This window comes from Paraburkholderia nodosa DSM 21604 (assembly GCF_000519185.1).
Classification (GTDB): domain Bacteria; phylum Pseudomonadota; class Gammaproteobacteria; order Burkholderiales; family Burkholderiaceae; genus Paraburkholderia; species Paraburkholderia nodosa.
In genome coordinates this window covers 200,180-224,278 of record NZ_JAFA01000004.1, presented here as the reverse complement: position 1 = coordinate 224,278, position 24,099 = coordinate 200,180, and the positions used below count along the sequence as shown (strand labels likewise).

Genomic DNA, 24,099 nt, shown 5'->3' with positions numbered 1-24,099 from the left:
CAGTTCAGCGCAACTTTCAGGCGCGGGGATCGACGAACAGCTCGCTCATGCTCATGCGGCGCGGCGTGAGGCCCTGCTTGAACGCGGTCGCTTCGAGCGCTTCGATGGTCTTGCGGTTTTCCTCGATGCCGTAGGGCAGCGGGTCGCGGCCAACGATCTTTTGCAGTTCTACGTACTTCTTGTTCTTCTTGTCGGTGAGTTCACCCGCGTCGAGCTTCGCGAGCCAGTCGTTCTTGGCCTTGTCGAAAGCGTCGTAGATCGATTTGGCCACCCACGGATGCTCGGCCAGCACCGAGTCCTTCACGACGATGGTGCCGTGCATCGGGTAGACGCCGGTGCGCGCGTAGTACTCGGCTTCGAGTTCGTCGGCGTTCGGGAACAGGTCCGGGTAGTTCGCCTCGACTTCCTGCCAGCCGCCCGTCGGGTCGCCGGTGCGACCGATACCCGCATTGCCGTGAAAGCCCGCAACGAGCTCGCCCTTGGCCATCATCTCGGCGAGCGACGTGCCGGCCGGCGCGTGAATCACGTTCGGCGGCAGCTCGAGTTGCGTGACGTGCTCCTCGTCGTCGACCACCCACGTGACTTTCGAGGAATCGAGATCGAATTCGTCCATCAGGACCTGACGCGTCCATGCACCGGTCGTCACCGAATAGGCGCGCACGCCGACCTTCTTGCCTTCCAGGTCCTTGGGCGTCTTGATGCCGGCATCCGGACGCACCAGCAGCCCGGAGTGATGGAAGCGGCGGACCACGAAGATCGGCAGCGCAACAAAAGGCGCCCCATAGGCGCGCGCGATGATGTACGTGGTCGGCGCCAGTTCGCACACATCGAATTCGACATCGCGGACCATGCGGCGGAACGCACCGATCTGCGGGTGAACCGTGATGAATTCGGCGTCGACGCCTTCGATGGGAATGGACCCGTTACGGATGGCAGCGGTGTGCGGATGCTCGGCGATCGCGAGTTTGAGGTGGACTTTCTTGGTCAATTTAGTCTCCTTGGACCTGGACAATCGATTCAACCTGCTTCGCGTCGCTGTTGCATGCCCACTGTGGGAAAGCGGCGTGGCTGCTCAGGTGATCTCGTTGGCTAGATGATCTTTCCGCGCTGGTTTTCCGTCTATTGAATTAACCTGCGGGTGAGTTAACCATTCGGTAAAGGCCCGGGCGAGCGCCATGGCTGGATGCCGCGACGGGCCTGGATTGACAGGATGAATGCGCCTCGAGGCACGGCTTCAGGCTTGAGGCTTCGGTTATGTTGAGCGAATGGCTAAGGGCGGTTTTTCAGGCCGCTCAATGCGTCTCGGCAGGCAACTGTGGCCGCCCGGGCTTAACTGACTGCACCGCCGCCCGCGCGGCGGTCCCAGCCCCCGTTCTCAGCCGCTCAGCGGTCTCCTCGAGGCATGACACCATGAGTTGAGCGCTGGGCGTCAAGCCGCGATTGCGATTCCACAGCACGCCCGCCGGCCGCAGCAGGCGGGGCAGGCTCAACGGCAGCGTATGAAGCGGCTGGGCCGTGTCGCCACCCGGCGCGCCCGCCATCACCGCAATGAAGTCCGAAATCTGCAGATGCGCGCGCGCAACGTGAATCGAGAGCGTTTCGATGTAGTTGTTGGTCAACGGCACATCATGCGCTTCGAGCACGCGCTCGAGCGGGTCGCGCAGTATCGAGCCGAGCGGCGGCAGTATCCAGGGAAAGGGACGCAGGTCCGACCAGGTCAGCGTCTTCCTGCGCGCCAGCGGGTGGTGGCGGCCCGTCATCAGCGTCACGGGCTCCTCCAGCAGTTCCTTCTCTTCGAAGCTGCCGAGCGTATCCGGTGGCGGCAGACGGCCCACCACGAGGTCGAGATGGCCTTGCCAGAGTTCGGGCAGCAACAACGCGGTCGTGCCTTCCGTGACCATCACGTTGGTGCCCGGCGAGCGCTGCTTTAGCAGGCTCAACGCCTGCGGCAGCAACACCGAGGCCGAGGCGGGCAGCATGCCGATATGGATCTTGCCTTCGGTTCCCGAACTCAGCGCCTTCAACTCGTCGCGGGCCTGATTCAGGATGGTCAGCATTTCTCGCGCGTGGCGAATCAGGCAATCGCCGTACTGCGTGGGAACGAGTCCCTGCGCCGTTCGTGCAAACAGCGTGAGGCCGAGACCCCGTTCGAGTTCGGCCAGTGACTTCGAGACGGCAGGCACGGTCACATGAGTGACATCGGCCACCTGGGTCAGGTTGCGGTATGTGTCGATCGTCACGAGCAGGCGCAGGTGCCGCGCCTTCAGGTTGATCTGCAGGTACCAGTCGAGAGCGGACACGTCGTGTACCTCCGCGGTTTCACCAGCTCGTTAAGGCAGCATGCCAGGGCGGCGCAAGCCGCTGAGTGCGTTCGCCGCCGGATCCTTCAGGTCAGTCCCTGGGCTCGAGCGCGTGCAGCATCATGCCAAGCGAAATCGAGGTGAAGTAGCCCACGGTGACCAGCAGTTCTGCAATCACCGCACGGCCCAGCCCGGCGTCGTAACGGGCGAAACGCGTGTCGTCGATCGCGCCGCCCGCGAGGATGTCGCAGACCGCCTCGCAGACGAGTCCAAAGCGATCGTCGCCCGCCTCGGGCCGGCGCTTCTCCAGAATCGCCGCGACCACCGCCTCGGGTACGCCTGCCTTCAACGCATGCCGGCGATGATTGGCGATCACATAGGGCGCATTCCAGAAAACGGCCGTCGACAAAATCGCCACCTCGCTTTCCGCCTCGCTGAGCACGGGCGAACGATCGACGTGTGTGCCGATGATCTCCATCCCGGCAGCCAGGTTCGGGTTGTGCAGCCAGATGTTGAACGGCGTGGGGATGCGCCCCCGCCCTTCGCCCAGCCGCGCAATGACCTTCTTCTGCTCGTCCGTGGCCTTATCCGGATCGATACGTTCGAGTCGGTTCTTCGTCATTCCATTTCCTTCCATGTTCAATCTGTATTCGCGGCGTGCCGCGCGCTAATGCTCACAATGGCTCGTAGAGTCTTCCGCGAATCAGGAGCACCCCGCATGTGCGACAAACCCATCGAATCTCGTTGTCGCGCGTGCGCCAAAGAAAACGGAAGTAGCACTTGTGCACGGCGCCCTCTCGCATCGTCTCGATTGCCGCTTTAAAAGAGGCTGCTCGGCCAGGGGAGATGGATGATCTGGTCGAAAACGCCGTAGATGAGCGCCGTCACGCACGCCGCGAGAATCAGGCTGAGCTTCCAGGATTCGCCGCCCTCTACGCGCATGAACGCCACGATCATGATCGGCACCGTGGGGATCATGCCGATCAGGGACATGCACACGAGAAACGCCACGAACCAGCCGAAGAACCGCGCGGCCCGGATCAGCGTGACCTTGTTCGAGAGCTTTTCGCCGTGGTCGCTCGACACGTCCATGTGGATGCCGCCACCGGCCTTTGGCGCGCCTGCCTGCGCCGGAATGACGAACACTTTGTAGGCAAGACTGAGCGTGCCGGCGATGACGAGAATGCTCGCGATGACCGTCGGCCCGATTCTCGCCATCAGCAGCCAGCTCTGCGCCGTCACCAGCATGTAGAGCCCGATGCCGACGAAGAACACATAGACCAGGTCTTCGAGCTTCAACACGATCTTCCCGCTCGGCCGCATGCGCGCGAGACCGCCGCTGCGCAGCGCGTTGAACAGGGGCTTGAAGAAGACCAGCGCGGCGAGCGTGAGAAGCACCATGACGACCGGGCGCGTGACCCAGTCCGTGCCGTAGCGCACGAAGGAGATCGTCATGTAGCGCTCCATCAGCGTACCGAGCACGAGACCCAGGATCAGCGGCGGCCGCGCCCACCGCAGGCGCTTCATGGTCCAGCCGATCACCCCCGCGATCAGCAGAACGAACAGATCGCCCCAGCTGCGCGAGCCCTGGAAAGCGCCGACGTAGATGATCGGCATGATGACCGGAAGAATGAGCGTGTAGCGCAGCGTCGAAATCTTCGCGAATTGCCCGCTGAGCAAAAAGCACAGGCCCGCGCCGAAGATATTGGCTAGCGCGATGGACCACACCATCGAATAGGTAAAGTCCAGGTGCTTGGTCAGCATGTCGGGGCCGGGAATGAATCCGTGCACCATCATCGCCCCAAGCAGGATGGCCTGCGCGGCACCGCCCGGCACGCCGAATGAAAGCATCGGCACGAGGCTGCCGCCTTCGCGCGCGTTATTCGCCGCTTCCGGTGCGATCACGCCGCGCACGTCGCCGGTTGTGAAGGATTCCTTCGCACCCTTCGAGGTCTGCAGCGCGTGGCCGTAAGCGATCCAGTCCGTCACCGCGCCCGTAATGCCCGGTACGACACCGAGAATCGCGCCGAGCCCGCCGCAGCGCAGGACGAGGAACCAGTTGCGCAGACTGTCGGTCACACCCTGCCGCATGCCCTCGCGCGAACTGAATTGCACGTTGTCGGCGATTGCGGTACGGCGGATGGCGAGTTCGCACAACTCGGGCAGCGCGAAGATGCCGAGAATGATCGGCACCAGCGGAATGCCGTCCTGCAGGTAAAGGAGGTCGCCCGTCCAGCGCATTTGTCCGGTTTCGACATTGGTGCCGATCATGCCGACGAGAATGCCGAAGCACGCAGCGACCACGCCCCTGAGCGGCGCGTTGCCCGAGAGCGCCGACACCATCGACACGCCGAATATCGTGAGCCCAAGCATTTCCGGGGTGCCGATCGAGAGTACGAACGGGCGCACCAACGGCAGCGAAATGGCCAGGATGATGGCGCCAATCAAACCGCCCATCAACGAGGACATATAGCAGGCGCTCAACGCGCGCGACGCTTCACCGCGCTTTGTCATGGGCAGCCCATCCAGCACGGTCGCCTGTGAAGCGGCATGGCCCGGCACGCCGAAGAGCACGGCGGGAATCACGTCCGAAGTCGTGATGACCGACGCCATGCCGAGCAGCATGGCGAACGCCGCATACGGGTCCATCGTGTAGGTGAACGGCACGAGCAACGCAAAGCCCGTCAGCCCTCCAATGCCCGGCAGCAAGCCGATCGCCAGTCCGACCACGACGCCGAAAACGAGGAAGATCAGACGGTTGAATTGCAGAAGCGTCGACAGCGCATGGCCTGCTGCCATTACCGTTGCGTCGTTGAAAAATTCCATGCGTCATCCTGATGAAATGGCCGGCTCGATCGGCTCAATCGGCTCGTCGGCCCGGGTTGGCGAGCCAGCGAGCGTCGAAGCCAGGGGGCATCGAAGCGGGTGAAGCCGCCTGAAGCTTCGACGTCGTTACGCGTTCAGTCGGCAAGCGACGGATACAGAACCTTCGCCGTGCGGCCCCAAACCCATGCGCGCTCTGGCTCGCTCAGCGCCGCAAAACAGGCGTTGCCCTGCTCGATCAGCTTTTTCAGCGGCCCTGCGGAGGCCGGATAGTTCGAGCCAAAGGCCAGGTGATCCGCGCCGAACACCTTCACCAGTTGCGGGAAAAACGCTTCCGCCCCGCCCGGCGCGGCCTGCGCGAGATCGAACGTTTTCGGCGTGATCTTCAGGTACACGTTGTCGTACTTCGCCAGATCGAACAGCGCCGCGCAGCGCGCGTAGGGAGGGCCGTCTTCGAGATCGGGCCTGCCGCAGTGATCGAGCGCGATCTTCACCGTGGGAAAACGCGTGGCCAGTTCGGCCACCATCGACAAGCCGTCCGGCGTGGTCTGCACCACCATGGTCATGCCGATTTCGGCGCAGCGCTCCCAGATCGGGAAGGTCGCAGGATCGACGAGCCAGCTGCCATCGGTCTGATGCGTCGCGCCGCCCGTGAAGAGCCGGATGCCGCCCATGCCGTTGGCCAGCCAGTGATCGAAAGTCTTCAACGCATCGGGCGCCATCACGTCGAATGAGTAGACACCCGTGAAACGCGTCGGATCTTGCGCCACGCTGTCGGCCACATACGCGTTGTTGTGGCCGTAAGTCGTCGACGAATGCACGATTGCCGCCTTCGCGACGCCAGCCTCATCCATCTCGGCGACCAGCTGCTCGAACGTGACAGGACGCGTCGCAGACCACTTCGAGCGATGCCCGTGCTGGGGAGCGACAGGATAACGAACCGTATCCGTCGAGATGATATGGGGATGAATGTCGATGATTTCGGGTGTCATGCGATTTAACCTCTCGGTGAACGACTGTCACGCACCCGCAGCAGGTTCATGACATTCTCTGTTTCGGTGCGTTCAGTGCGAACTGAAAATGAGCTTGCGTGCGCTCTCGATCTGCGGTTCGGGCGTCGCGTACAGCTTGCTGACGATCTGTTCAACCGCGCTGCCGTCGATCGGATCGATTGGGTAACCTGAACGTTTCATGGCCGCGATGAACGCGGGATCCGCGATCGTCTTCGCAAAGGCCGCACGCAGCGCATCCAGACGATCCGCAGGCACGCCCTGCGGCACCGCGATCGGCCGTCCCGCATCGAATGGCAGCAGGAACAGGTTAAACAGCGCCTTCACGTCGGGATTGGTGATGTAGGTGCTCAGGTTGGGAACATTGGCAAACGGCGCCGGACTGCTCCAGCCGAGATGCAGCAACACCTTCATCTTGCCGTCGGCGAGCATGCGCACCGGCTCGCCCTGCTGCAGGCCGTCGATCGTCGAGGCCCAGCCGTCGACTTCGCCGCGCTGCATCGCGAGATACACTTCACCGCGCCCCGTGTAGCCAGGCACGATGCTCATCTTCGCGCCCAGGTACTCGTCGAGCAGCGCGGGCAGTGTCCTGTCCTCGTTCGCGAAGCCCGTCGCGCCGATATACATCTTCTTCTTCGTGAGATCGTCCGCCGTGGTGACGCCGGAGCGCGTCATGGAAACGATGCAGTACTCGACCTTGTTGAGACTGCCGAGCCACCGCACCTTGCGCGGATCGAAGCGGTTCTGTCGCGGATCGAGCAACGGAATATAGAGGTTATTGCGCTGCAGGAAGCCGATCACGGTGCCGTCATTCGGCTGTCGGGTCTGAAGCGATGCGGCCGCAACCATCCCGCCTGCGCCCACCACGTTCATCACCACCGCGCGGGGCTTGCCGGGAATGTAGTTCACGAAGAAACGCGCGAACTGGCGGGCGATGATGTCGGTCGGCGTGCCGGCGTCGGCGCTCACGACGATCGTCAGGATCTTGCCGTGATAGAAGTCCTCGACCGATTGACCATATGCGGGTCCGGCAATCGCCATCGCGGCAAAACAAATGAGCGCCGCGCAAGCGCGTATTGCGGTCGTGAACTTCATGGTCGTCCCTGTCTCCGGTCATGTTTCGCGATGCGCCGTCGTGGCAAGCCTGAGACCATTGCAGTCCCTTAGCGTGAATCGCGACGTCTGCGTTCAACAATCGAGTGAACGCAGTGAAATTCTGCCAGCCCGCCGACAGGGGGTGAATTGAGAAAATATGCCCGAGGTTTGAGCAAACGGTTAAGGCTTGCGAGGGGTTAAGGCTGGGGGCGCCCGCATGGGATTGCGGGCGGAGGGCACGATCGTTCGAAGACGCTTACTGCTCGCCGTGGCTCTTCGCGGCGAGATGCTGTGCGGCCTCTTCGAGGCACGACACCATGAGTTGCGCGCTCGGCGTGAGGCCGCGATTACGGTTCCACAGCACGCCTGCCGGGCGCAGCAGCCGCGGCAAGCCTAACGGCAGCGTATGGAGCGGCTGGGCGGGGTCGTTGGCGGGCGTGTCGGCCATCACCGCAATGAAATCGGAGACCTGCAGATGCGCGCGCACGACGTGAATCGAAAGCGTTTCGATGTAGTTGCTCGTGAGCGGCACGCCATGCACTTCGAGCGCGCGCTCCAGCGGGTCACGCAATATCGAGCCGGGCGGCGGCAAGATCCACGGATAGGGATGCAGGTCCTCCCACTTGAGGTGCTTCTTGCGCGCCAACGGATGGTGGCGCCCCGTCACCAGCGTCACGGGTTCCTCGAGAAGCTCCTTCTCCTCGAAGCTGCCAAGCGTATCGGGAGCCGGGAGCCGGCCCACGACCAGATCGAGCTTGCCTTGCCAGAGTTCGGGCAGCAGCGAGGCCGTCGTGCCTTCGATCACCACCACATTGGTGCCGGGCGAGCGCTGCTTCAAGAGGCCCAGCGCCTGCGGCAACAACACCGAGGCGGAAGCCGGCAGCATGCCGATATGCACCTTGCCCTCGGCGCCGGAACTCAGGGCCTTTAACTCGTCGCGCGCCTGATGGAGGATGGTCAGCATTTCCCGCGCGTGGCGAATCAGGCAATCGCCGTAGGGCGTGGGCACGAGGCCTTGCGCGGTGCGGGAAAACAGCGTGAGTCCGAGCCCACGCTCGAGTTCGGCGAGCGCCTTCGAGACGGCAGGCACCGTCACATGGGTAACATCTGCCACCTGTGTGAGGTTGCGGTAGGTATCAATTGCCGCGAGAAGGTGCAAATGCCGTGCCTTCAGGTTGATCTGCAAGTACCAGTCAAGCGCCGACACGTCGCATACCTCTCCCCGTTTTACGATCTGGTTAAGCCTGTGGCCATTTTACTCAATTGCCGCACGGTCGGGTTCGCAGGCAGGATCACGCTGCGCGTCATTGCGCATATGGCATTCCCTGTCTTTTGCCGCGCCGGCGGCGACTCTCGAATCCATCACAACGACTAGCCGGCTCAACCGGCATAGGGAGACACCTGATGACGCAAACCCTCACTCGACGCGGCTTCTTGCGCAGCGCCGGCGTTCTCGGCCTGAGCATCGCTGCCGCCGGACTCGCCGCGCCCTATATCGCGCGCGGCGCTTCCTCGCAGCTCCGGATCGTCAGCAACCCTGGGCTCGAGAACGCCACGCTCAATGCGTTGATGGACGAATTGGGCTATTTCAGGCAATTCGGCGTGAATGCGCTGATCGCCGAGATGCCCGGCGCAACGGGCCCCTTCAATACCATCGCAGCCGGCGACGGGGACCTCTGCATGGTCTCCGGCTACAACCTGGTGTTGTCGCGCATCGCACGAGGCGCGAACGTCAAGATCGTCGGCGCAGGCATGAAGCAATGTGCACTGACGGTCTTCGCGAGGCCAGCGGGCATCCATACGCTCGCCGACCTGATGGGCAAGACGGTTGCTGTCGGCCCGGCTCGCGGCTTGTTGCATTCGCTGATGCTGCAGCTCATGAAAGAAAAAGGGCTCGACGCTTCGCAGGTCATTTTCGTGGATAAAGGCAGCAACGACGCGTGCCATGAGGCTGTCGTAAAGGGCGAAGTCGACGCCTGCTGCTCGAGCATTTCGCATTTGAACGATCGCGACGGGCTCGTGGTGCTCAACGACGCCAACATGTGGCAAGCGCTACCCAGATGCATTTTCCAGACCGCCTATGCTTCGAACTCCGCGATCCGCGACAAGCATGAGGGCATGGTCGCCGTGATGGCGGCCTACGGCGCGCTCTACGAATTCCTGATGTCGCCGGCCTCGCGCGATGCCCTCTTCGAAGCGCGCAAACACGCACAAAAGAAATTCGACAAGGCGTCGGCCCAGGCGATCTGGACGTTCAACGAGACGCAGCGCCCCTACTCGAAAGACCTAACGCTCACCGGCGACGACATCGGCTATCTGCAGGACATGTACATCGGCCTCGGTATCCTGCAGCAGAAGCAGCCGTTCGACGACGTGGCGGACATGTCGGCCGCCAATGCTGCCGCGAAGCTGCACGCCTGACTTCCGGCTTCCCCATAAAAAAGCCCCAAAGACCGGATCGACGATCCGGCCTTTGGGGTTCACTTGATGCAACGGCTCTGCGTGTGACGCGCCCTGCGTCAGAACGTGTGCCGGATACCGGCGATAACGGAGATCTGCGAGCCGCCAACCGGGGGCGTGGGCACGGGGGTAATGGTCGTCGCCGCGAGCGCAAGGTTGCCGTCGTTATGAATATGCTCAGCCGTCAGGTAGAGGAACGTCCGCTTCGACAGCAGATATTCGCCGCGCAAGACGAACACCAGCGCGCTGTTGGGCGAATGATCGTATTTGAGGTCTGCCACCATGCCGTCGACATAAACGAAGGGCGTCACGGGCACGGTACCGGTCACCCAGAACAGGTTGCTCCTGGGTGTCGCGATACCTTCGTCATCGCGCCGGATCCAGCCGACGCCGAACTTGGCGTCCTTGATCTTGAAGTAACCGCCCAACGTGAAGCGGCTGTCCGTGAGTTTCGGCGACGTGAGACCGCCCCAGGTCGCCGAGGTGCCCCCGTAGTTGCGTTCATAGGAAGTGGCCACGCCCCAGAAGTGGGCGTCGTATTTGAGCATTGCCGAATATTCGCGGCATTCGTTTGAAGGCGTGGTTTCGCCGGGGCAATTCGAGGCGGCAGCACTGCCTCCTGCCACGGCGTCGCGGCCGAAGCTATAGTTCACGCCGCCTTCCAGACTGCCGAGGAAAAAGCGGTAGCTCACGGAATTGTCGGCACGCGCATTGGCGATGCCGTTATCCAGCGTGGTCAGGCCTTGTGCACCGGTGCCGAATGGATTGATGAACGAGGTGGCGAAAAAACGCATCGTGTACTGGCGACCGAACGTCAGGCGACCGTACGGCCCGTCGAGACCCACATACGACTGGCGTCCGAACAGGCGTCCGCCCTGCCGGGAAGCGCCGTTGTTCGGCTGAAAGCCGCCCTGCAGATCGAATATGGCCTTCGTGCCGCCGCCGATGTCCTCGATACCGTGAATCCCGAAGTAGGAAGTTGCCGTCCCATCCCCCGTGCGAACGGTTTGAGTGGTCGCGTGCTTACCCTGGGCCACGTTGTTGACGTACTCCACCCCCTGGTCGATCAACCCGTACATGGTGACCGAGCTGGCACCCATGGATTGACTCTCGGCCGCGCTCTCGTCTTCAGCTTGTGCCCACGTCGGCGCAATGCTCATCAGCGCCGCGCAAGCACATATTGCGGTCGTGTACTTCATGATCGTTGCTGTCTCCTTGTATTGGGCCTCGATTCGCCTTGGCAACAAACCGAACTCAGTCATTGCCGCGGTGTGGGCCACGCTTTTAGGTTTCTTTTTAATGCAACGAAATTTTGGCCAGCGCGCCGCTATAGGTCTATTGAGAAAAAAAGCGTCGTGCTTGAGCGAACGGTTAAAGTTCGCGAGGTGCGGGGGGCGTTGTATGGCGATGGAGTCTGAACGCGCGTGCCTGTGCGCGTGTGTCAATCACATCGTCGCACGTACGTTCGTCCTGAATAGATCCGGAGCCAATGAGCACTCCATCCAGTGAATGTGGAATGCATCGCATAGTTATTTAGGGAAACGAATTTTTACCAGTGCATCACCGCCACCCCATCGATGAATATTTCCGGATGTTTGCGCGTAGGGTTAAGGCGTGGCGGTGAAGCTGCGGTAAGCGTGATACCCGCTCATTTCCCGGACTGAACCGTGCCGTCCAGGGACGGACCGTAACCCGCGTTCGCGTCGGCCCGTTGTTGCGCGACGCGCGCCTCGGCACGGAGCAGGCCTTCCGGGCATTCCCCCGTGCAATCGGCGAGCGGATTGTAGCCGGCCTTTTCGAGTTCTTCGAGTTGCGCGCGAACCTGCTCGCGAGTGAGAGGCTCGTTCGACTGCGCGAATGCGAGCGCCGGAACCAGAGCGACGGCGATGACGAAAGCGGCTTTGATCGACAAGTTCATGTGCTTACCCTTCTAACTTTAGGTTGACCGCAGCGTTCGCTGCAGCGACGAAGTTAGTATTCGACACCAGGGTAAATACTTAGGCTATTGAATTAAAACGCCGACGTGTTGAGTCTTTCGTAAAGTCACTGCGGGCGGCGCTCAGACCGTGCAGAGCGCCGCGTGCAGGCTACGAGGTCAGAAGCTGTGACGAATGGCGGCACGCACCACGACCTGGCGGGAAGTGGACGAGAGATCCTGCGCGCCGGGCACATAAGCCTGGTCGAGCGACGAGCCGGTCTTGTCGCCCGCCACGAGCTGGAATGCGCCCTGCAGATACACGTCCGTGCGTTTCGAGAGGTTGTAGTCGGCCATCAGGCCCACGGAGTGGATCGATGGCTTCACGCCGCCTGTCGTCGCGACATAGTGTTCGAGTGTGTAGACATAGTCTGCGCCGACGTAGAAAGCCGGCGTCAGCTGATACTTGCCGTTCACCTCGAAGTTCTGATACCTGAGCGACGTCACCCGGCCGCCGGCGAGCGGCCCCGCCACCGGCTGGATCGTCTCGTCGCCAGTGAGATACCCGACGTTCGCCACAGGCTGGCCGATGTACGTATTGGTGTACGCGAAGCCGACCGTTGCCGACCCAGCCGTGTAGCTCACGCCAGCGCCGAAAATCTGCAGACGCGACGAAGCGAAATTGCCGTCCGCGCCGTTCGTGCTGCTCGCGCCCGCAATCGCGCCGCCCGAGGTCAGCGCGGGGTTGCTGGCGTTCAGATAGGCCGTGGCGATGAGCCAGCCGCCCACCGTGTATTGCGCCCCCACGCTCACCGCGCGGTTGTTCGCGAAGTTCGTGTCGTTGCTGAAACTGTACGTGCCGCCGAACGAGAAGCCGCCGAACGTCGGACTCGCGTATTTGATCGTGTTGTTCAGGCGAAAGGTGTTGTCGGTATTGTCGTTGTCGTAGGGGTGCGAAAACAGATAGCCGCCCCAGTTACCGTTCGCCGTCGTCTGCGCGAGATAGTCCACCACGGCGTCGTACTGACGCCCGAGCGTGAGCGTGCCGTAGCGTTCATTGGCGAGACCGACATACGCCTGGCGTCCGAAGGCGCGGCCGCCTTGTGCCAGCGCCCCGTTGCTCGCATTGAAGCCACTTTCGATCTGAAAGACCGCGCTGTTGCCGCCGCCCAGGTCTTCGGTGCCCTTCAGGCCCCAGCGGCTGCCTTGGGCGTAGCCGCTCGTCATTTCGTAGACGGCGTGACCGCCCACGTTGTTCGTATAGTCAATGCCCTCGTCGATCAAACCGTACAGGGTCACGCTGCTTTGCGCAAAGGCTGGCGCCGTCGCACCGCACAGCGCCATGACACAAACGATCTTCCTCTTTCTCATATGCCTTCCATTTTTATAAGTCATGCTAACTGTCAGGCGAATACACAGCCCTCTTGTCCTCGCCATGGCGGACCGCATGCCTCGCGCCCGCCCTGGTCAATTGCGCGGCCCGTCGGGCGTTATTTCGAACCGTAGATATCGAAGTCGAAGTACTTCTTGTTGATACGCGCGTAGGTGCCGTTTGCGAGAATGTCGGCGAGCGCGCCGTTGAAGGCTTCGCGCAGTTCGGTATCCTGCTTGCGCAGGCCGAGACCGTCGCCCTGACCAAAAAATTTCGGGTCGTCGATGGCCTGGCCCGCGAACGTGAAGTCCTTGCCTTCAGGGCGCTTCAGAAAGCCGTCGCTGGCGGCAATTGACGCCTGAAATGCGGCATCCAGGCGGCCCGACGTCAGATCGGCATAGACCTGGTCCTGGTTTTGATAGGGGACGATCTCCACGCCCGCGGGCTGCCACTTCGCGCGCGCGTAATCTTCCTGACTCGTGCCCTGCTCCACGCCCACGCGCTTACCCTTGAGCGAGGCGGCATCGGGCAGGAGCGGCGAGCCGCGGCGCACGACGAGCCGCGCGGGCGCATTCGAGATCTTGCTCGTGAAGGCGATCTGCTCCGCGCGCTTGGGTGTGATCGTCATCGACGAGGAGATGACGTCGAACTTGCGCGCGATGAGGCCTGGAATCATGCCGTCGAAGCTCGTTTCCACCCATACGCAATGCGCGTTCAGTTGCGCGCACAACGCATTGGCAATGTCCACGCCAAAGCCCGTAAGCTTGCCGTCCGGCGTTTTGTATTCGAGCGGCGGGTAAGTGGGATCGACCGCGAGCCGGATCTCCCGGCCCTTCAGGTCCACCGCGTGCGCCTGTCCCGCCGTTGCCGCCGCAGCGAGCGCCAGCGAAAGCGCCATCTTCCATTGCTTCATTTGCCCGTCTCCTTCGTGTCGTTTCGGTTGTTTCAATTGCTTCGGTGGTTTCTGCGATTTCCGTGGTGCTATTGCAGAATGTGCTCTGCGAGCTTGACCCAGTAGCTCGCGCCAATGGCAAGGCTCGCGTCGTTGAAGTCGTAGCCGGGGTTGTGCAGAGAGCAGTGCTGCGCGCCGTCACCATTGCCGATCGAGAGGTAGCTGCCGGGGCAGCGCTCCAGCATGTACGCGAAGTCCTCGCTCGCCATGAGCGGGCGCAGGCCGTCGATCAGCATCTCCGGGCCGCCCCATTCGAGCGCGACGCGGCGCGCCATCTCGGTCTCGTCGCTGTGGTTGACGAGCACTGGGTAGTCGTGGCGATAGTCGATCTCCACGCGCGCGCCGTAACTCGCGGCCTGCCCCTGCGCCACTTCGCGGATGCGACGCTCCAGCAGCTCGCGCACCGGCGCAGAAAGCGCGCGCACGCTCAGGTGCAGATCGGCGTGCGATGCAATGACGTTCGAGGCGCTCCCCGCATGGAGCGCGCCGACGCTGACGACAGCCTGATCGTGCGGCGCCACGTTGCGCGCCACCACGCTTTGCAGCGCCATGACGATCGAGGCCCCGACCACAACGGGGTCGATCGTCTGCTGCGGGGCGGCCGCATGGCCGCCGCGGCCGATCACGCGGATCGTCACCTCGTCCGCGCTGGCCATGAAGGCGCCGCTGTGAAAGCCGATTCGTCCTGCGGGAAAGCCAGGTACGTTATGCATCGCGAACACGGCGTCGCAGGGAAAGCGCTCGAAGAGGCCGTCCTCGATCATCTTGCGCGCGCCGCCCAGGCCTTCTTCGGCCGGCTGAAAAATCAGGTGCAGCGTGCCGCGCCACTGTGCGGTTTGCGCGAGGCATCGTGCGGCTGCCAGCAGTATCGCCGTGTGGCCGTCATGACCGCAGGCATGCATCACGCCTTCGTTGCCGCTGGCGTAGGGAAGGCCCGTCGCCTCGCGTATGGGCAGCGCGTCCATGTCGGCGCGCAGGCCGAGACTGCCTCCCTTGCCGCGCTCCAGCGTGGCGACCACGCCCGTGCCGCCCACGCCCCGCGTCACGCGATAGCCCCAAGCTTCGAGCTTTTCGGCGACAAGCGCGCTCGTCACATGTTCTTCGAAGCCCAGCTCGGGCTGCGCATGCAACTGGCGGCGCAACGCAATCATGTCGGCTTCGATTGCCGCCACCTCGGGCAAAACCCACTGTCTGCTCAATTCGCCTCCTCAGTCCATTCGTGCATCGTGGAGCGAATCGTATGCAGCGCAAATTCCGGGGAACAGCCAGCGTTTTGTTATGATGACAACCTACCGTTGTCACCCCGCCTCTCGCCGCGCACCCTGACATGAAACTGCACCAACTGGAAGCGCTGGTCGCCAGCGCGGACGCCGGCAGTATTCGCGGCGCGGCCCGTTCGCTCGGGCTCTCGCAGGCGGCTGTCACGCGCGCGCTGCGCGAACTGGAGGCAAACGAGCGCCTGCCGCTCCTGATCCGCGCGCCCGAAGGCATTACCTTCACCGAGCACGGCAAGGTGCTGCTCACGCACGCGCGTATCGTGCTCAATCAACTCGAACACGCGCACAGTGACCTGGAGCGACTGAGGGGCCGCGTGGAAGGCAGTCTCACGGTGGGCGTCACGCCGTGGATTACGCTGACCTTTCTGGCCGAGGCCGTACGGCTGTTTCGCGAGCGCATGCCCGATATCCGTCTGGAACTGGTCGAAGGATTGATGGCCGTTGCCCAGCCGCTGCTGCGCGACGGCAGCATGGATTTCGCCGTCGGCCAGTTGCAGCCCGGCGCGAGCGAGCAGGAGTTCGCATGTGAGGCTGTGCTCACTTACGAATCGTCGGTGATGGTGCGGGAAGGACACCGGAAAGTGCGGGCGCGCTCGATCCACGAACTGCTCGATGAAGACTGGGTGCTGAACTTCGCGCCGGACGGCAAACGCGACCTGGTCGACTATCTGTTCACGCGCCACGGCGCGCAGATCGACGAACGCCGCATCGTGCGCGCGCAGTCGGTAGCGACGCTGCAAACCATGGTGGAGCAGGCCGACATGTGCACGTGGAGCCCGACGATCCTGAGCCACGTGCCGCCGTTCGGAGGCCGCCTGCGTTCGCTCCCGTTGCGCGAGGCGTTCGAACCCCGACAACTGGGCATCGTCACGCGCCGCAACAGCACGCTGAGCCGCGCGGCCGTTGCTTTCATCGAATGTTTGCTGCAGGTGATACGCCGGCACGCACGCTCGGCGAAGAAAGAAGACCTCGCCTTGTTCAAAACCCTGGAGCTATTGATTTAGCGCCTGAGCGTGCGCTCAGGCACGACGACGATCTGGCCTTTACTCGGCAATGCGCTTGAAACTGACGTAGTAGTCGTCGGTGTAGTAGCAGTCGCCGGTCTGCTTGCGCGGTCCACCACATACGACCCGGCGCTGCCCACGATCCGTCATGCCCGGGGTGCGAACCGTGTATGTGTGGTAGTAGCCGCGCGGATGCTTCGGCAGCAATTGCGCGGTGTTACGGAACAAGACGCCGTCGTCCGCATAAGGAAAGGGGCCGCCCGCTTTGATCAACCGCAGAGTCTCGGCCGCTTCTCCCGGCAACTGCTTCATGGTGACGGTACCCAGCGCGCCCGCAACCTGCGCGCCTGATGCGGCAGGTGTGCCGCTTGCGCCCTGCGCTGGCTGACCCGGCGCCTGGCTCGCGGATGCGCCCGACGCCTCGGTGACGTTTCGCGAACTCTCCTTGCCGCAACCGCCAAGGATCGCGCTCAAGGCGACGACGCAAGGGAAAACCCACGCTCTCTTCACGAAACGATTCTCCCCTCGTTGACCAGCACTCGACGAACAGGACAAACGTAAAGGTAGCGCTAATGGCGGAGCGAATCAATGCTTGGCCGGGAACACGCACCCGATACCGATACACGACACCCCGGCAGACGAACGGCGGCCGCCTACACCCGTTCCGATGTAAGCGGCCTGGACTTGCAATCGCATAATGCCTGGATGACGCGGTACTTCAACTGCGTGTTGCTCCGCACTTCAACTGCGTGATTCAACTGCGTGATGCCCTGCTCTTCAACTGCATGCTGCCCTGCACTTCAACTACGAGTTGCCCTGCACTCCTCATTGATTCAACAGCGTGCTGCTTCGACATTAACCGATCAACTCTGCCACCTACGACTACTGCTGCTGGACTGCTGTTCTGCAACGGGTACACGGTATGGTCCAACTCGACCGCAGGAGGGGAATCCTGGGATGGAGCCAACGTCTCGCTCCATGAAAGACAGTGTAGACGTAGACGGGACGAAGCAATTGCCCGAAACGAGCCCAATATCGCGCCGAGTTCGCGCAATTGGGCGGCCTCGCTGTTCAGGCTAGCACTTGCGCTTCGTACCGATAGAACGGGTAGTCCGTATAGCCGATGTGTGTGCCGCCAAAGAACGTCGGGCGGTCGTACGGATTGAGCGACAGCTTGCGACGCAGCCGCTCCGGAAGGTCGGGGTTCGCGATGAAGTGGCGACCGAATGCGACCAGATCGGCATCGCCGGCCTGCAGGATAGCCTCGGCCTTATCACCATCGAAACCGCCGGCCGCGATGATGGTGCCTGCATAGTGCTTGCGAATGAGCTGCGCAGCAACCGGATTCGGATCGGCGCCCTCGTCTTCGACATTGCCGAGAATGCGGGGCTCGATGAGGTGCAAATACGCGAGATTCAGCTTCGCGAGTTCTCGCGCAACATACGTGAACAGGCCGACAGGATCGCTATCCGACATATCGCCCCACGACCCGCTCGGTCCAAGGCGCACGGCAACCTTGTCGCTTCCCCACACGGAAATCACAGCACGTGTGGCGTCCATCAACAGGCGGGCGCGGTTTTCGAACGAACCGCCATAGATGTCCGTCCGCTTGTTGCTGCCGTCCTGCAGGAACTGGTCGAACAGATAGCCGTTTGCGGCATGCAGTTCCACGCCGTCGAAGCCTGCCACGACGCCGCGTGCCGCCGCAGCGCGAAAACTTTCGACGATGCTCGCAATTTCATGTGTCTCCAGGGCGCGATTCGGCGTATTTGGAACCCAGCCGGCGTCCGTATATGCGACGCCCCCGTGAGGCACTTCCGAGGGACCCACGGGCCGGCCGCCGTCGGGTTGCAGCTCCGAGTTCGACTGGCGTCCAGCGTGATACAGCTGCAGGAAAATCTTCGCGCCTTTCGCGTGGACGGCATCGGTCACGCGCTTCCAGCCAGCAATCTGACTATCGTCATACAGGCCAGGCGCACCAAGATAGCCGTTGCCGTCCGGCGCAGCGATGGTGGCCTCGCCGATCAGGAAGCCGCCGGCCGAAGCGCGTTGCGCGTAATACTCCGCCATGAGCGGGCCGGGAATCGCCCCGCTTTCGGCGCGCATACGGGTGAGTGGTGCAAGAACGACCCGGTGCGAGAACGTGTAAGGGCCGACTTTGACTTCAGAAAAAAGCTTGGACATGATTTACCCGAAGAAAGATGAGAAGGCGCGTCGATTACTGGTTGTCCGACGTGACAGTGGCGAAGCCGCAGAGCTTGCTTCGTTCACCGCGACATCGATGGGATAGAGTGTATATGCACACATCGATTAATTTGTCCCGATTCCTTCCAATACTGTTCGCGTATTTCGCAAACAATTCCTCAGCCGTGAAGGCGTTTGCGGGAATCGACCGAGTCGTGTGGTTTGGAAACTTCCGCGCCCTCTCCAGTCGGCATGGCTATTTCAACCAGAAAGGACCAACTAAACATTATTGAAAACTGCTCGCATGTCGCTAGCATTCATCCATCGACTGCCAAATCGAATACGGGCAGCGTTTATCAGGTATTGGCGGCCTCCTGGGGAGACGACGGATATGCGAGTTCTGGTATTGGGTAGTGGGGTCGTCGGCGTGACGAGCGCGTTCTATCTGGCGCGCGCCGGCCATGAAGTCACTGTCATCGACCGCGAGCACGGTCCTGCGCTTGAAACAAGCTTCGCAAACGCCGGGCAAATTTCTCCGGGATACGCGGCGCCGTGGGCGGCACCCGGCGTTCCGCTCAAAGCCGTTAAGTGGATGTTCCAGAAGCACGCCCCACTCGCCATCCGCCCGGATGACGCGGACAAGCAGTTCCAGCTTCAGTGGATGTGGCAGATGCTGCAGAACTGCACGGCGGAGCGCTACGCCATCAACAAGAACCGGATGGTGCGGCTCGCGCAGTACAGCCGCGATTGCCTGATGGCGCTGCGCGCGGAAACGGGCATCCAGTACGAAGGACGAACCGGCGGCACGCTGCAGGTATTCCGGACGCAGCAGCAATTCGACGGCGCGGCAAAGGACATCGCTGTCCTGAAAGAGGCGAACGTTCCCTACGAGTTGCTCACTGCAGGCGAACTCTCGCGGGCCGAGCCGGCCCTCGCCGCGGCATCGCATAAACTGACCGGCGGTCTTCGCTTGCCCGGCGACGAGACAGGCGACTGCCAGCTGTTCACGACCCGGCTTGCCGCTCTCGCCGAGGAGGCCGGTGTGACGTTCCGCTACGACACGACCGTCGATACGCTCGTCGTCGAAGACTGCAAGGTCGTTGGCGTCCGTCACGGAACCAGGCTCATCCATGCAGACGCGTTCGTTGTCGCGTTTGGCGCCTATTCGACGAGTTTCCTGTCCGGCCTCATCAAGATTCCGGTCTACCCGCTCAAGGGATATTCCATCACGGCGCCTATCGTGGACGAGGCACGCGCGCCGGTTTCGACTGTCCTCGACGAGACCTACAAGATCGCCATCACGCGTTTCGATAAACGAATCCGCGTGGGCGGCATGGCTGAAATCGTCGGGTTCGACAAGCGCCTGCGCGAGGCTCGGCGCGAGACACTCGAAATGTGCGTGAACGATCTGTTCCCGGGCGGCGGCGATACATCGAAGGCGACGTTCTGGACCGGGCTGCGGCCGATGACGCCGGACGGCACGCCCATTGTCGGCCGCACCGCCGTGCCCAACCTTTTCCTGAACACGGGCCATGGCACGCTTGGGTGGACCATGTCGTGCGGTTCGGCGCAGCTTCTCGCCGACCTGATTTCAGGCAGAAAGCCCGCTATCGAGCACGATGATTTGAACGTGTTCCGCTACGCCAGGGAGCCGGAGGCCCCGGCGGATTTCGCGCTGGACTAGTCAGTACTGCTGGTGGAGTTGTGAGCGTCGACTGGCGCTCGCCTTTGGATCAGTGCGAAGACGGGGCGAACGCTTCGAAGTACATGCGCTCGAGTGCGAGCGTTATGCCGAACTGCGAAGTTTGCCGCAGTCCATTGGCGCCACAGAATTGCAGCTCTCCGCGCTGGCCGACAACAATGACCTCCTGGGCGCCGCCCTCCAGGTACGCCCTGACCCGCGCGCCGATGTCATGCGCAAACTTGCGGTCAAGGAGCACCTCGACGCACAAATCCGGCACAAACGGAACGGGATCGTCCCGGTCAAACCCTTCCCACTTTTCAGGCGGCATCCAGACGACGTCAGGTACGCGGATGCCAAATGACGGTGTCGCTACGGCAACCGACATTGCGGCCACGTGACCAATCTGCTCGGCGATCTGGCAGTACACGTCGGTGAGAACAATCTGGCGCCGTGCCGAGGGTTGAGGATGCGGCACCGCTTCACCGCGGCCATCGAGTTCACAGCATTCCCACGCCCCGGAATCAGCGCTGGGGTGCATCCGACGCCAGGTCGCTACCAGCCCGTCCTGCTCGAGAAGAGTCGACACAACCACAAGCCTCCGATAGGGGAATTATCTAAGGGTATTCCCTTTGTCGATTGCTGAAAAGCCATTGTTTCTGTGCATCGCACCATAGACAACGCAATATGCATGGATTCGATTCTGCACCGTTATCGGTGCCATATCTGGAGGTCTTGCGCCAGAGCCACATGGTGACATCGCGGCCGAATCTGACTGGCAATCGTCTTTATTGTGCAACGCATCAACGTCACCACAAAGGGTAATATCGGAGTTTGGTATTGAGTTCTTGCCGAAGTCGCGTTCTGCGCGCGCGTCGGTGAAGTGTTACCGTAAGGGTTTGTCGAGTGCGCCCCGGCGCTTGAACACGAGAAGTGCAATGGAAATCGATGCGGAGACTTTCCGGCGACTGCGCCGTCTCGCCCCCGTCGTTGACGACGTACTCAACGCCGGGGAAGTTGAACATGCGGGCCAGGCTGTGAATCTCGCGGCACTCGCGCAACTATGCTCGACCCTCTTCGACGCTTACTGCTCGAAGCATCCCGAGGAGACCGCGCAAGCCAACATCGACATGCTCGAGTCGCAAAAGTAGCGGCCGGCGGCGCCAGGGTCACTGCGCTCGCGGATGCGCCAGGCCCGCTTCCTCGATAATCTGCTCGTATTTTTCCGCGCCGACTACGTCGCGGTACTCCTGCTTCAGCCGGATGAGCGCCTGCGCCGTTCTGGAAATCACACCGCAAACTTCCAGCTGCTCAGCGTGCACCAGGGCCTGCCCCAAAGTCATGGCCACGTCAGTATTCCTTATTGCAGTTGAACAGCCATCAGGTCGTTGACGAACGTGGGCTGGGCGGAAGCGAACTCCATCAGGTTGAGGAAGCCCTCGCTGAGCGCAAACGCCTCCAGCGCATCCTTGCCGCTGTCAGCCTTGATGCGGCCGTAGCTCTCGACCATCTTCAGGTCGGTAATCAAGTACACCATCTCAACCTCTTTCTGTCCGGGGTGCCTGGAGTCGTTGTCCACTCAAGGATTCTTTCGAAGAGTACGTAGCGTCACTTAAATCGAGCTTAAACAACGCCGACAGGACGAAAGCCTTGCCGGGCCGGCAATTTAAAAGCGCACGCTGCCGCCGCGGCGGCTGACGGCACGCCATCGTCCATGAGAGAAGTTAAGATGAGAGCGAGACAGGCAACGGCTCCCCTCTTCAGGCACCAGAAAGATGGAACGAGAGACATACAAAGGCTACGACTTGTGGGGTCACGCCATCGCGCAACAGGCAGAACTGCTGACGCCAGAGCGCTACGCGGGGGGCGGGACCATCATCCAGGGTAACAAGCTCATCTGCACTTCCGGCGTCCTGGATCTGTTCGATTCGGAGGAGGACGCGCAGGACGCGGGAATCGCCTGGGCAAAGGCGTGGGTCGACACGCACGGCTAGCGCGCAGGTTCCCTGGGTACTGGATCCGTGCGTCAGCGTCACAACGCTGCCGCTCAGTCCGCCTCGCTTTTTTGCCAGGTCAAAAGGATCTGCTGCTTCGCCGTGGTCAGCGTTGCCACGTGCTCGCTCAGTTGCTCGCGGATCCGTTCGGTCGGGCCGCCGATCGAGAGTCCGTACAGGTCGCCGCCGAAATCGAGAGCGACAGCCACCGCTGAAAGCTCGGGCGCACTCTCGCCAATATTCGCGTACCAGCCTCGCTCGTGCGCCGAACTGACCTGATCGATGAACGTGGCGCAGTCGGCAACCGTGGCAGCCGTGAATCGCTCGAAATGGAGCTTTGCGCAGAGTGCTTCGCGTGTCGACGCATCGAGTTCGCCACAAATCACCTTGCCAATCGAGTTCGCATGCAACGGGCGCAGTGACCCGGGCGCGCATGCATAGCGCACGGCCTTCTCCGATTCGACCACGTCGAGATAGATGACCTGCGTGCCATGGATCTTGCCGAGCACGATGGTTTCTCCCGTCGCGTCGCGCAGTTCGACCAGCCGGGGATGCAGCATTTGCACCACCGGATCGACGGCATTGATCGCGTTGGCGAGCAACTGCAGACGCCGCGTGGGATAGTAGCCGCCCCGCTTGCGCACTTCGTAGAGATAGCCGCGGCTCACGAGCGTGCGGGCAAGCGCGAGGCAACTCGACGACGGCACCTCAAGAAGCCGCGCCATTTCGGCAAGGGCCAGCGGCCTCTGTTCGGCGGCGAAGAGCTCGAACAGGTCGAGCGTGCGGGCAACGAGTTTGACGTCCATGGGTCGGGCGTGGGTCGGGCATTTGATCGCAAGGCGGCGCGATGCCCCTTGCACTGTTCAGTAAGACTTCGGCAGCCCGAGCACCTTTTCCGCGATGAAGCACATGATCATTTGCGGGCTGACGGGCGCGAGCCTTGGAATCATACACTCCCGCAAATAGCGTTCGACGTGGTATTCCTTCGCGTAACCCATGCCGCCCAGCGTTGCAATGGCCGTCTGGCATGACTGGAACGCGGCTTCGGCCGCAAGGTATTTTCCGGCGTTGGCTTCGGCGCCGCACGGCTCGCCTGCGTCGTACAGCGTGGCGGCCTTCATCACCATCAGGTTCGCGGCCTCGAGCGCCATCCACGCCTGCGCGAGCGGATGCTGGATGGCCTGGTTCTGCCCGATGGGACGTCCGAACACGACACGATCCTTCGCATACTGCGTTGCGTGGCGCAACGCCGCCTGGCCGAGCCCAACCGCTTCCGAGGCGATCAGGATGCGCTCGGGATTCAGGCCATGCAGCAGATAGTGGAAGCCCTTGCCCTCCTCCCCAATGCGGTCGTCCACCGGCACGCGCAGGCCGTCGATGAAGAGCATGTTCGAATCGACGGCCTTGCGGCCCATCTTCTCGATCTCGCGGACTTCGACGCGCGTACGGTCGAGGTCGGTATAGAAGAGGCTCAGACCATCGGTCGGCTTCGCCACCTGGTCCAGCGGCGTCGTGCGCGCGATGATGAGCATCTTGTTCGCGACCTGCGCCGTCGAGATCCAGATCTTGCGGCCGGTGAGCACGTAGTGATCTCCGTCGCGCACGGCCTGCGTTTTCAGGTGCGTCGTGTCGAGGCCGGCGTCGGGCTCGGTCACAGCAAAACACGCTTTGTCGCGGCCCTCGATGAGCGGCGGAAGAAACCGCCGCTGCTGCGCTTCGCTGCCGAACACCTGCACCGGATTGAGTCCGAAGATGTTCATATGCACGGCCGACGCGCCCGAAAGCCCCGCGCCGGACGCGCTGATCGTGCGCATCATCAGCGCCGCCTCGGTCATGCCGAGCCCCGAGCCGCCGTAGTCCGGCGACATCGCAATGCCAAGCCAGCCGGCATCGGCGAGTGCGCGGTGAAAGTCGTGCGGGAAGCCGCCTTCGCGGTCGCGTTCGAGCCAGTAGCTGTCGTCGAAGCGCTCGCAGATCTTTTCGATTGCGGCGACGATCGACTGCTGGTCTTCATTGAGGTTGAAATTCATGC

Annotated in this window: 24 protein-coding genes; 5 read left to right on the top strand and 19 right to left on the bottom strand. The window is 62.2% G+C overall.

Going from position 1 to position 24,099, the window contains the following annotated elements:
- Positions 1-16 precede the first annotated feature (16 nt).
- The 7 genes from A3CW_RS0107450 to A3CW_RS0107420 all read right to left on the bottom strand — a co-directional run bounded on the left by A3CW_RS0107450 (position 17) and on the right by A3CW_RS0107420 (position 8,435).
- On the bottom strand, positions 17-988 hold the full coding sequence (locus tag A3CW_RS0107450; protein WP_028203003.1) for an ABC transporter substrate-binding protein: 972 nt from the start codon (positions 986-988) through the stop codon (positions 17-19).
- Positions 989-1,292: 304 nt separating this feature from the next.
- Positions 1,293-2,300 carry a LysR substrate-binding domain-containing protein gene (locus A3CW_RS45540; RefSeq protein WP_051481291.1) on the bottom strand — a complete coding sequence of 336 codons (1,008 nt, stop codon included), beginning with the start codon at positions 2,298-2,300 and terminating at the stop codon, positions 1,293-1,295.
- Between the two features lie 91 nt (positions 2,301-2,391).
- Positions 2,392-2,922: a carboxymuconolactone decarboxylase family protein gene (locus tag A3CW_RS0107440; RefSeq protein WP_028203002.1), complete on the bottom strand. Its 531-nt coding sequence runs from the start codon at positions 2,920-2,922 to the stop codon at positions 2,392-2,394.
- A gap of 197 nt (positions 2,923-3,119) precedes the next feature.
- Positions 3,120-5,126, bottom strand: coding sequence for a tripartite tricarboxylate transporter permease (locus A3CW_RS0107435; protein WP_028203001.1), 2,007 nt, complete (start codon positions 5,124-5,126; stop codon positions 3,120-3,122).
- Between the two features lie 134 nt (positions 5,127-5,260).
- The gene (locus A3CW_RS0107430; RefSeq protein ID WP_028203000.1) at positions 5,261-6,115 is read right to left on the bottom strand and encodes an amidohydrolase family protein; all 855 of its coding nucleotides are present in this window, start codon (positions 6,113-6,115) and stop codon (positions 5,261-5,263) included.
- A gap of 72 nt (positions 6,116-6,187) precedes the next feature.
- Positions 6,188-7,228 carry a Bug family tripartite tricarboxylate transporter substrate binding protein gene (locus A3CW_RS0107425; protein WP_028202999.1) on the bottom strand — a complete coding sequence of 347 codons (1,041 nt, stop codon included), beginning with the start codon at positions 7,226-7,228 and terminating at the stop codon, positions 6,188-6,190.
- A gap of 256 nt (positions 7,229-7,484) precedes the next feature.
- A complete protein-coding gene (locus A3CW_RS0107420) occupies positions 7,485-8,435 on the bottom strand; it encodes a LysR substrate-binding domain-containing protein (RefSeq protein ID WP_028202998.1) in 951 nt (316 codons plus the stop codon).
- Positions 8,436-8,632: 197 nt separating this feature from the next.
- On the opposite strand from A3CW_RS0107420, the gene A3CW_RS0107415 reads away from it, so the two are divergent.
- A complete protein-coding gene (locus A3CW_RS0107415; protein WP_028202997.1) occupies positions 8,633-9,649 on the top strand; it encodes an ABC transporter substrate-binding protein in 1,017 nt (338 codons plus the stop codon).
- 98 nt (positions 9,650-9,747) lie between these two features.
- On the opposite strand, the gene A3CW_RS0107410 is transcribed toward A3CW_RS0107415, so the two are convergent.
- The 5 genes from A3CW_RS0107410 to A3CW_RS0107390 all read right to left on the bottom strand — a co-directional run bounded on the left by A3CW_RS0107410 (position 9,748) and on the right by A3CW_RS0107390 (position 15,078).
- Entirely contained in the window at positions 9,748-11,133 is a 1,386-nt protein-coding gene (locus tag A3CW_RS0107410) for a porin (RefSeq protein WP_245623556.1), read from the bottom strand.
- Positions 11,134-11,336: 203 nt separating this feature from the next.
- On the bottom strand, positions 11,337-11,606 hold the full coding sequence (locus tag A3CW_RS0107405) for a DUF4148 domain-containing protein (RefSeq protein WP_028202995.1): 270 nt from the start codon (positions 11,604-11,606) through the stop codon (positions 11,337-11,339).
- 177 nt (positions 11,607-11,783) lie between these two features.
- Positions 11,784-12,974: a porin gene (locus tag A3CW_RS0107400; protein ID WP_028202994.1), complete on the bottom strand. Its 1,191-nt coding sequence runs from the start codon at positions 12,972-12,974 to the stop codon at positions 11,784-11,786.
- A gap of 119 nt (positions 12,975-13,093) precedes the next feature.
- Positions 13,094-13,888, bottom strand: a complete 795-nt coding sequence (locus A3CW_RS0107395; RefSeq protein WP_028202993.1) for an ABC transporter substrate-binding protein — start codon at positions 13,886-13,888, stop codon at positions 13,094-13,096.
- 68 nt (positions 13,889-13,956) lie between these two features.
- A complete protein-coding gene (locus A3CW_RS0107390) occupies positions 13,957-15,078 on the bottom strand; it encodes a M20 aminoacylase family protein (RefSeq protein WP_154677882.1) in 1,122 nt (373 codons plus the stop codon).
- Between the two features lie 176 nt (positions 15,079-15,254).
- Between A3CW_RS0107390 and A3CW_RS0107385 the strand changes: the two genes are divergently transcribed.
- Positions 15,255-16,208, top strand: coding sequence for a LysR substrate-binding domain-containing protein (locus A3CW_RS0107385; RefSeq protein WP_028202991.1), 954 nt, complete (start codon positions 15,255-15,257; stop codon positions 16,206-16,208).
- Positions 16,209-16,247: 39 nt separating this feature from the next.
- On the opposite strand, the gene A3CW_RS0107380 is transcribed toward A3CW_RS0107385, so the two are convergent.
- A complete protein-coding gene (locus tag A3CW_RS0107380; RefSeq protein WP_028202990.1) occupies positions 16,248-16,718 on the bottom strand; it encodes a ribonuclease in 471 nt (156 codons plus the stop codon).
- 561 nt (positions 16,719-17,279) lie between these two features.
- Positions 17,280-18,392 (bottom strand): alkene reductase, encoded by a 1,113-nt coding sequence (locus A3CW_RS0107375; RefSeq protein ID WP_028202989.1) that lies wholly within the window; start codon positions 18,390-18,392, stop codon positions 17,280-17,282.
- 391 nt (positions 18,393-18,783) lie between these two features.
- Here A3CW_RS0107375 and A3CW_RS0107370 point away from each other — a divergent pair, with 391 nt between their 5' ends.
- Positions 18,784-20,076, top strand: coding sequence for a D-amino acid dehydrogenase (locus tag A3CW_RS0107370; RefSeq protein WP_028202988.1), 1,293 nt, complete (start codon positions 18,784-18,786; stop codon positions 20,074-20,076).
- Positions 20,077-20,125: 49 nt separating this feature from the next.
- Here the strand turns inward: A3CW_RS0107370 and A3CW_RS0107365 are convergent, their stop codons facing one another.
- Positions 20,126-20,662: a Uma2 family endonuclease gene (locus tag A3CW_RS0107365; protein WP_028202987.1), complete on the bottom strand. Its 537-nt coding sequence runs from the start codon at positions 20,660-20,662 to the stop codon at positions 20,126-20,128.
- A 349-nt stretch (positions 20,663-21,011) separates the two neighbouring features.
- Between A3CW_RS0107365 and A3CW_RS0107360 the strand changes: the two genes are divergently transcribed.
- Entirely contained in the window at positions 21,012-21,224 is a 213-nt protein-coding gene (locus A3CW_RS0107360; RefSeq protein WP_028202986.1) for a hypothetical protein, read from the top strand.
- Positions 21,225-21,242: 18 nt separating this feature from the next.
- Here A3CW_RS0107360 and A3CW_RS0107355 read toward each other — a convergent pair whose 3' ends face one another.
- Together A3CW_RS0107355 and A3CW_RS53250 are read right to left on the bottom strand one after the other, a co-directional pair.
- On the bottom strand, positions 21,243-21,422 hold the full coding sequence (locus A3CW_RS0107355) for a hypothetical protein (RefSeq protein ID WP_028202985.1): 180 nt from the start codon (positions 21,420-21,422) through the stop codon (positions 21,243-21,245).
- A gap of 11 nt (positions 21,423-21,433) precedes the next feature.
- Positions 21,434-21,610, bottom strand: coding sequence for a hypothetical protein (locus A3CW_RS53250; RefSeq protein WP_169739097.1), 177 nt, complete (start codon positions 21,608-21,610; stop codon positions 21,434-21,436).
- Between the two features lie 238 nt (positions 21,611-21,848).
- Between A3CW_RS53250 and A3CW_RS0107345 the strand changes: the two genes are divergently transcribed.
- Positions 21,849-22,067: a hypothetical protein gene (locus A3CW_RS0107345; RefSeq protein ID WP_028202984.1), complete on the top strand. Its 219-nt coding sequence runs from the start codon at positions 21,849-21,851 to the stop codon at positions 22,065-22,067.
- A gap of 53 nt (positions 22,068-22,120) precedes the next feature.
- On the opposite strand, the gene A3CW_RS0107340 is transcribed toward A3CW_RS0107345, so the two are convergent.
- Positions 22,121-22,873, bottom strand: coding sequence for an IclR family transcriptional regulator (locus tag A3CW_RS0107340; protein WP_028202983.1), 753 nt, complete (start codon positions 22,871-22,873; stop codon positions 22,121-22,123).
- A 57-nt stretch (positions 22,874-22,930) separates the two neighbouring features.
- Entirely contained in the window at positions 22,931-24,097 is a 1,167-nt protein-coding gene (locus A3CW_RS0107335; RefSeq protein WP_028202982.1) for an acyl-CoA dehydrogenase family protein, read from the bottom strand.
- Between the last annotated feature and the right edge of the window lie 2 nt (positions 24,098-24,099).

What these genes read in the sequence shown, in the direction of transcription:
- A3CW_RS0107440 (WP_028203002.1), bottom strand. Translation starts at nt 2,922, where the DNA reads ATGACGAAGAACCGACTCGAACGTATCGATCCGGATAAGGCCACGGAC.
- A3CW_RS0107435 (WP_028203001.1), bottom strand. Translation starts at nt 5,126, where the DNA reads ATGGAATTTTTCAACGACGCAACGGTAATGGCAGCAGGCCATGCGCTG.
- A3CW_RS0107430 (WP_028203000.1), bottom strand. Translation starts at nt 6,115, where the DNA reads ATGACACCCGAAATCATCGACATTCATCCCCATATCATCTCGACGGAT.
- A3CW_RS0107425 (WP_028202999.1), bottom strand. Translation starts at nt 7,228, where the DNA reads ATGAAGTTCACGACCGCAATACGCGCTTGCGCGGCGCTCATTTGTTTT.
- A3CW_RS0107415 (WP_028202997.1), top strand. Translation starts at nt 8,633, where the DNA reads ATGACGCAAACCCTCACTCGACGCGGCTTCTTGCGCAGCGCCGGCGTT.
- A3CW_RS0107405 (WP_028202995.1), bottom strand. Translation starts at nt 11,606, where the DNA reads ATGAACTTGTCGATCAAAGCCGCTTTCGTCATCGCCGTCGCTCTGGTT.
- A3CW_RS0107400 (WP_028202994.1), bottom strand. Translation starts at nt 12,974, where the DNA reads ATGAGAAAGAGGAAGATCGTTTGTGTCATGGCGCTGTGCGGTGCGACG.
- A3CW_RS0107395 (WP_028202993.1), bottom strand. Translation starts at nt 13,888, where the DNA reads ATGAAGCAATGGAAGATGGCGCTTTCGCTGGCGCTCGCTGCGGCGGCA.
- A3CW_RS0107390 (WP_154677882.1), bottom strand. Translation starts at nt 15,078, where the DNA reads ATGATTGCGTTGCGCCGCCAGTTGCATGCGCAGCCCGAGCTGGGCTTC.
- A3CW_RS0107385 (WP_028202991.1), top strand. Translation starts at nt 15,255, where the DNA reads ATGAAACTGCACCAACTGGAAGCGCTGGTCGCCAGCGCGGACGCCGGC.
- A3CW_RS0107375 (WP_028202989.1), bottom strand. Translation starts at nt 18,392, where the DNA reads ATGTCCAAGCTTTTTTCTGAAGTCAAAGTCGGCCCTTACACGTTCTCG.
- A3CW_RS0107370 (WP_028202988.1), top strand. Translation starts at nt 18,784, where the DNA reads ATGCGAGTTCTGGTATTGGGTAGTGGGGTCGTCGGCGTGACGAGCGCG.
- A3CW_RS0107360 (WP_028202986.1), top strand. Translation starts at nt 21,012, where the DNA reads ATGGAAATCGATGCGGAGACTTTCCGGCGACTGCGCCGTCTCGCCCCC.
- A3CW_RS53250 (WP_169739097.1), bottom strand. Translation starts at nt 21,610, where the DNA reads ATGGTGTACTTGATTACCGACCTGAAGATGGTCGAGAGCTACGGCCGC.
- A3CW_RS0107345 (WP_028202984.1), top strand. Translation starts at nt 21,849, where the DNA reads ATGGAACGAGAGACATACAAAGGCTACGACTTGTGGGGTCACGCCATC.
- A3CW_RS0107340 (WP_028202983.1), bottom strand. Translation starts at nt 22,873, where the DNA reads ATGGACGTCAAACTCGTTGCCCGCACGCTCGACCTGTTCGAGCTCTTC.
- A3CW_RS0107335 (WP_028202982.1), bottom strand. Translation starts at nt 24,097, where the DNA reads ATGAATTTCAACCTCAATGAAGACCAGCAGTCGATCGTCGCCGCAATC.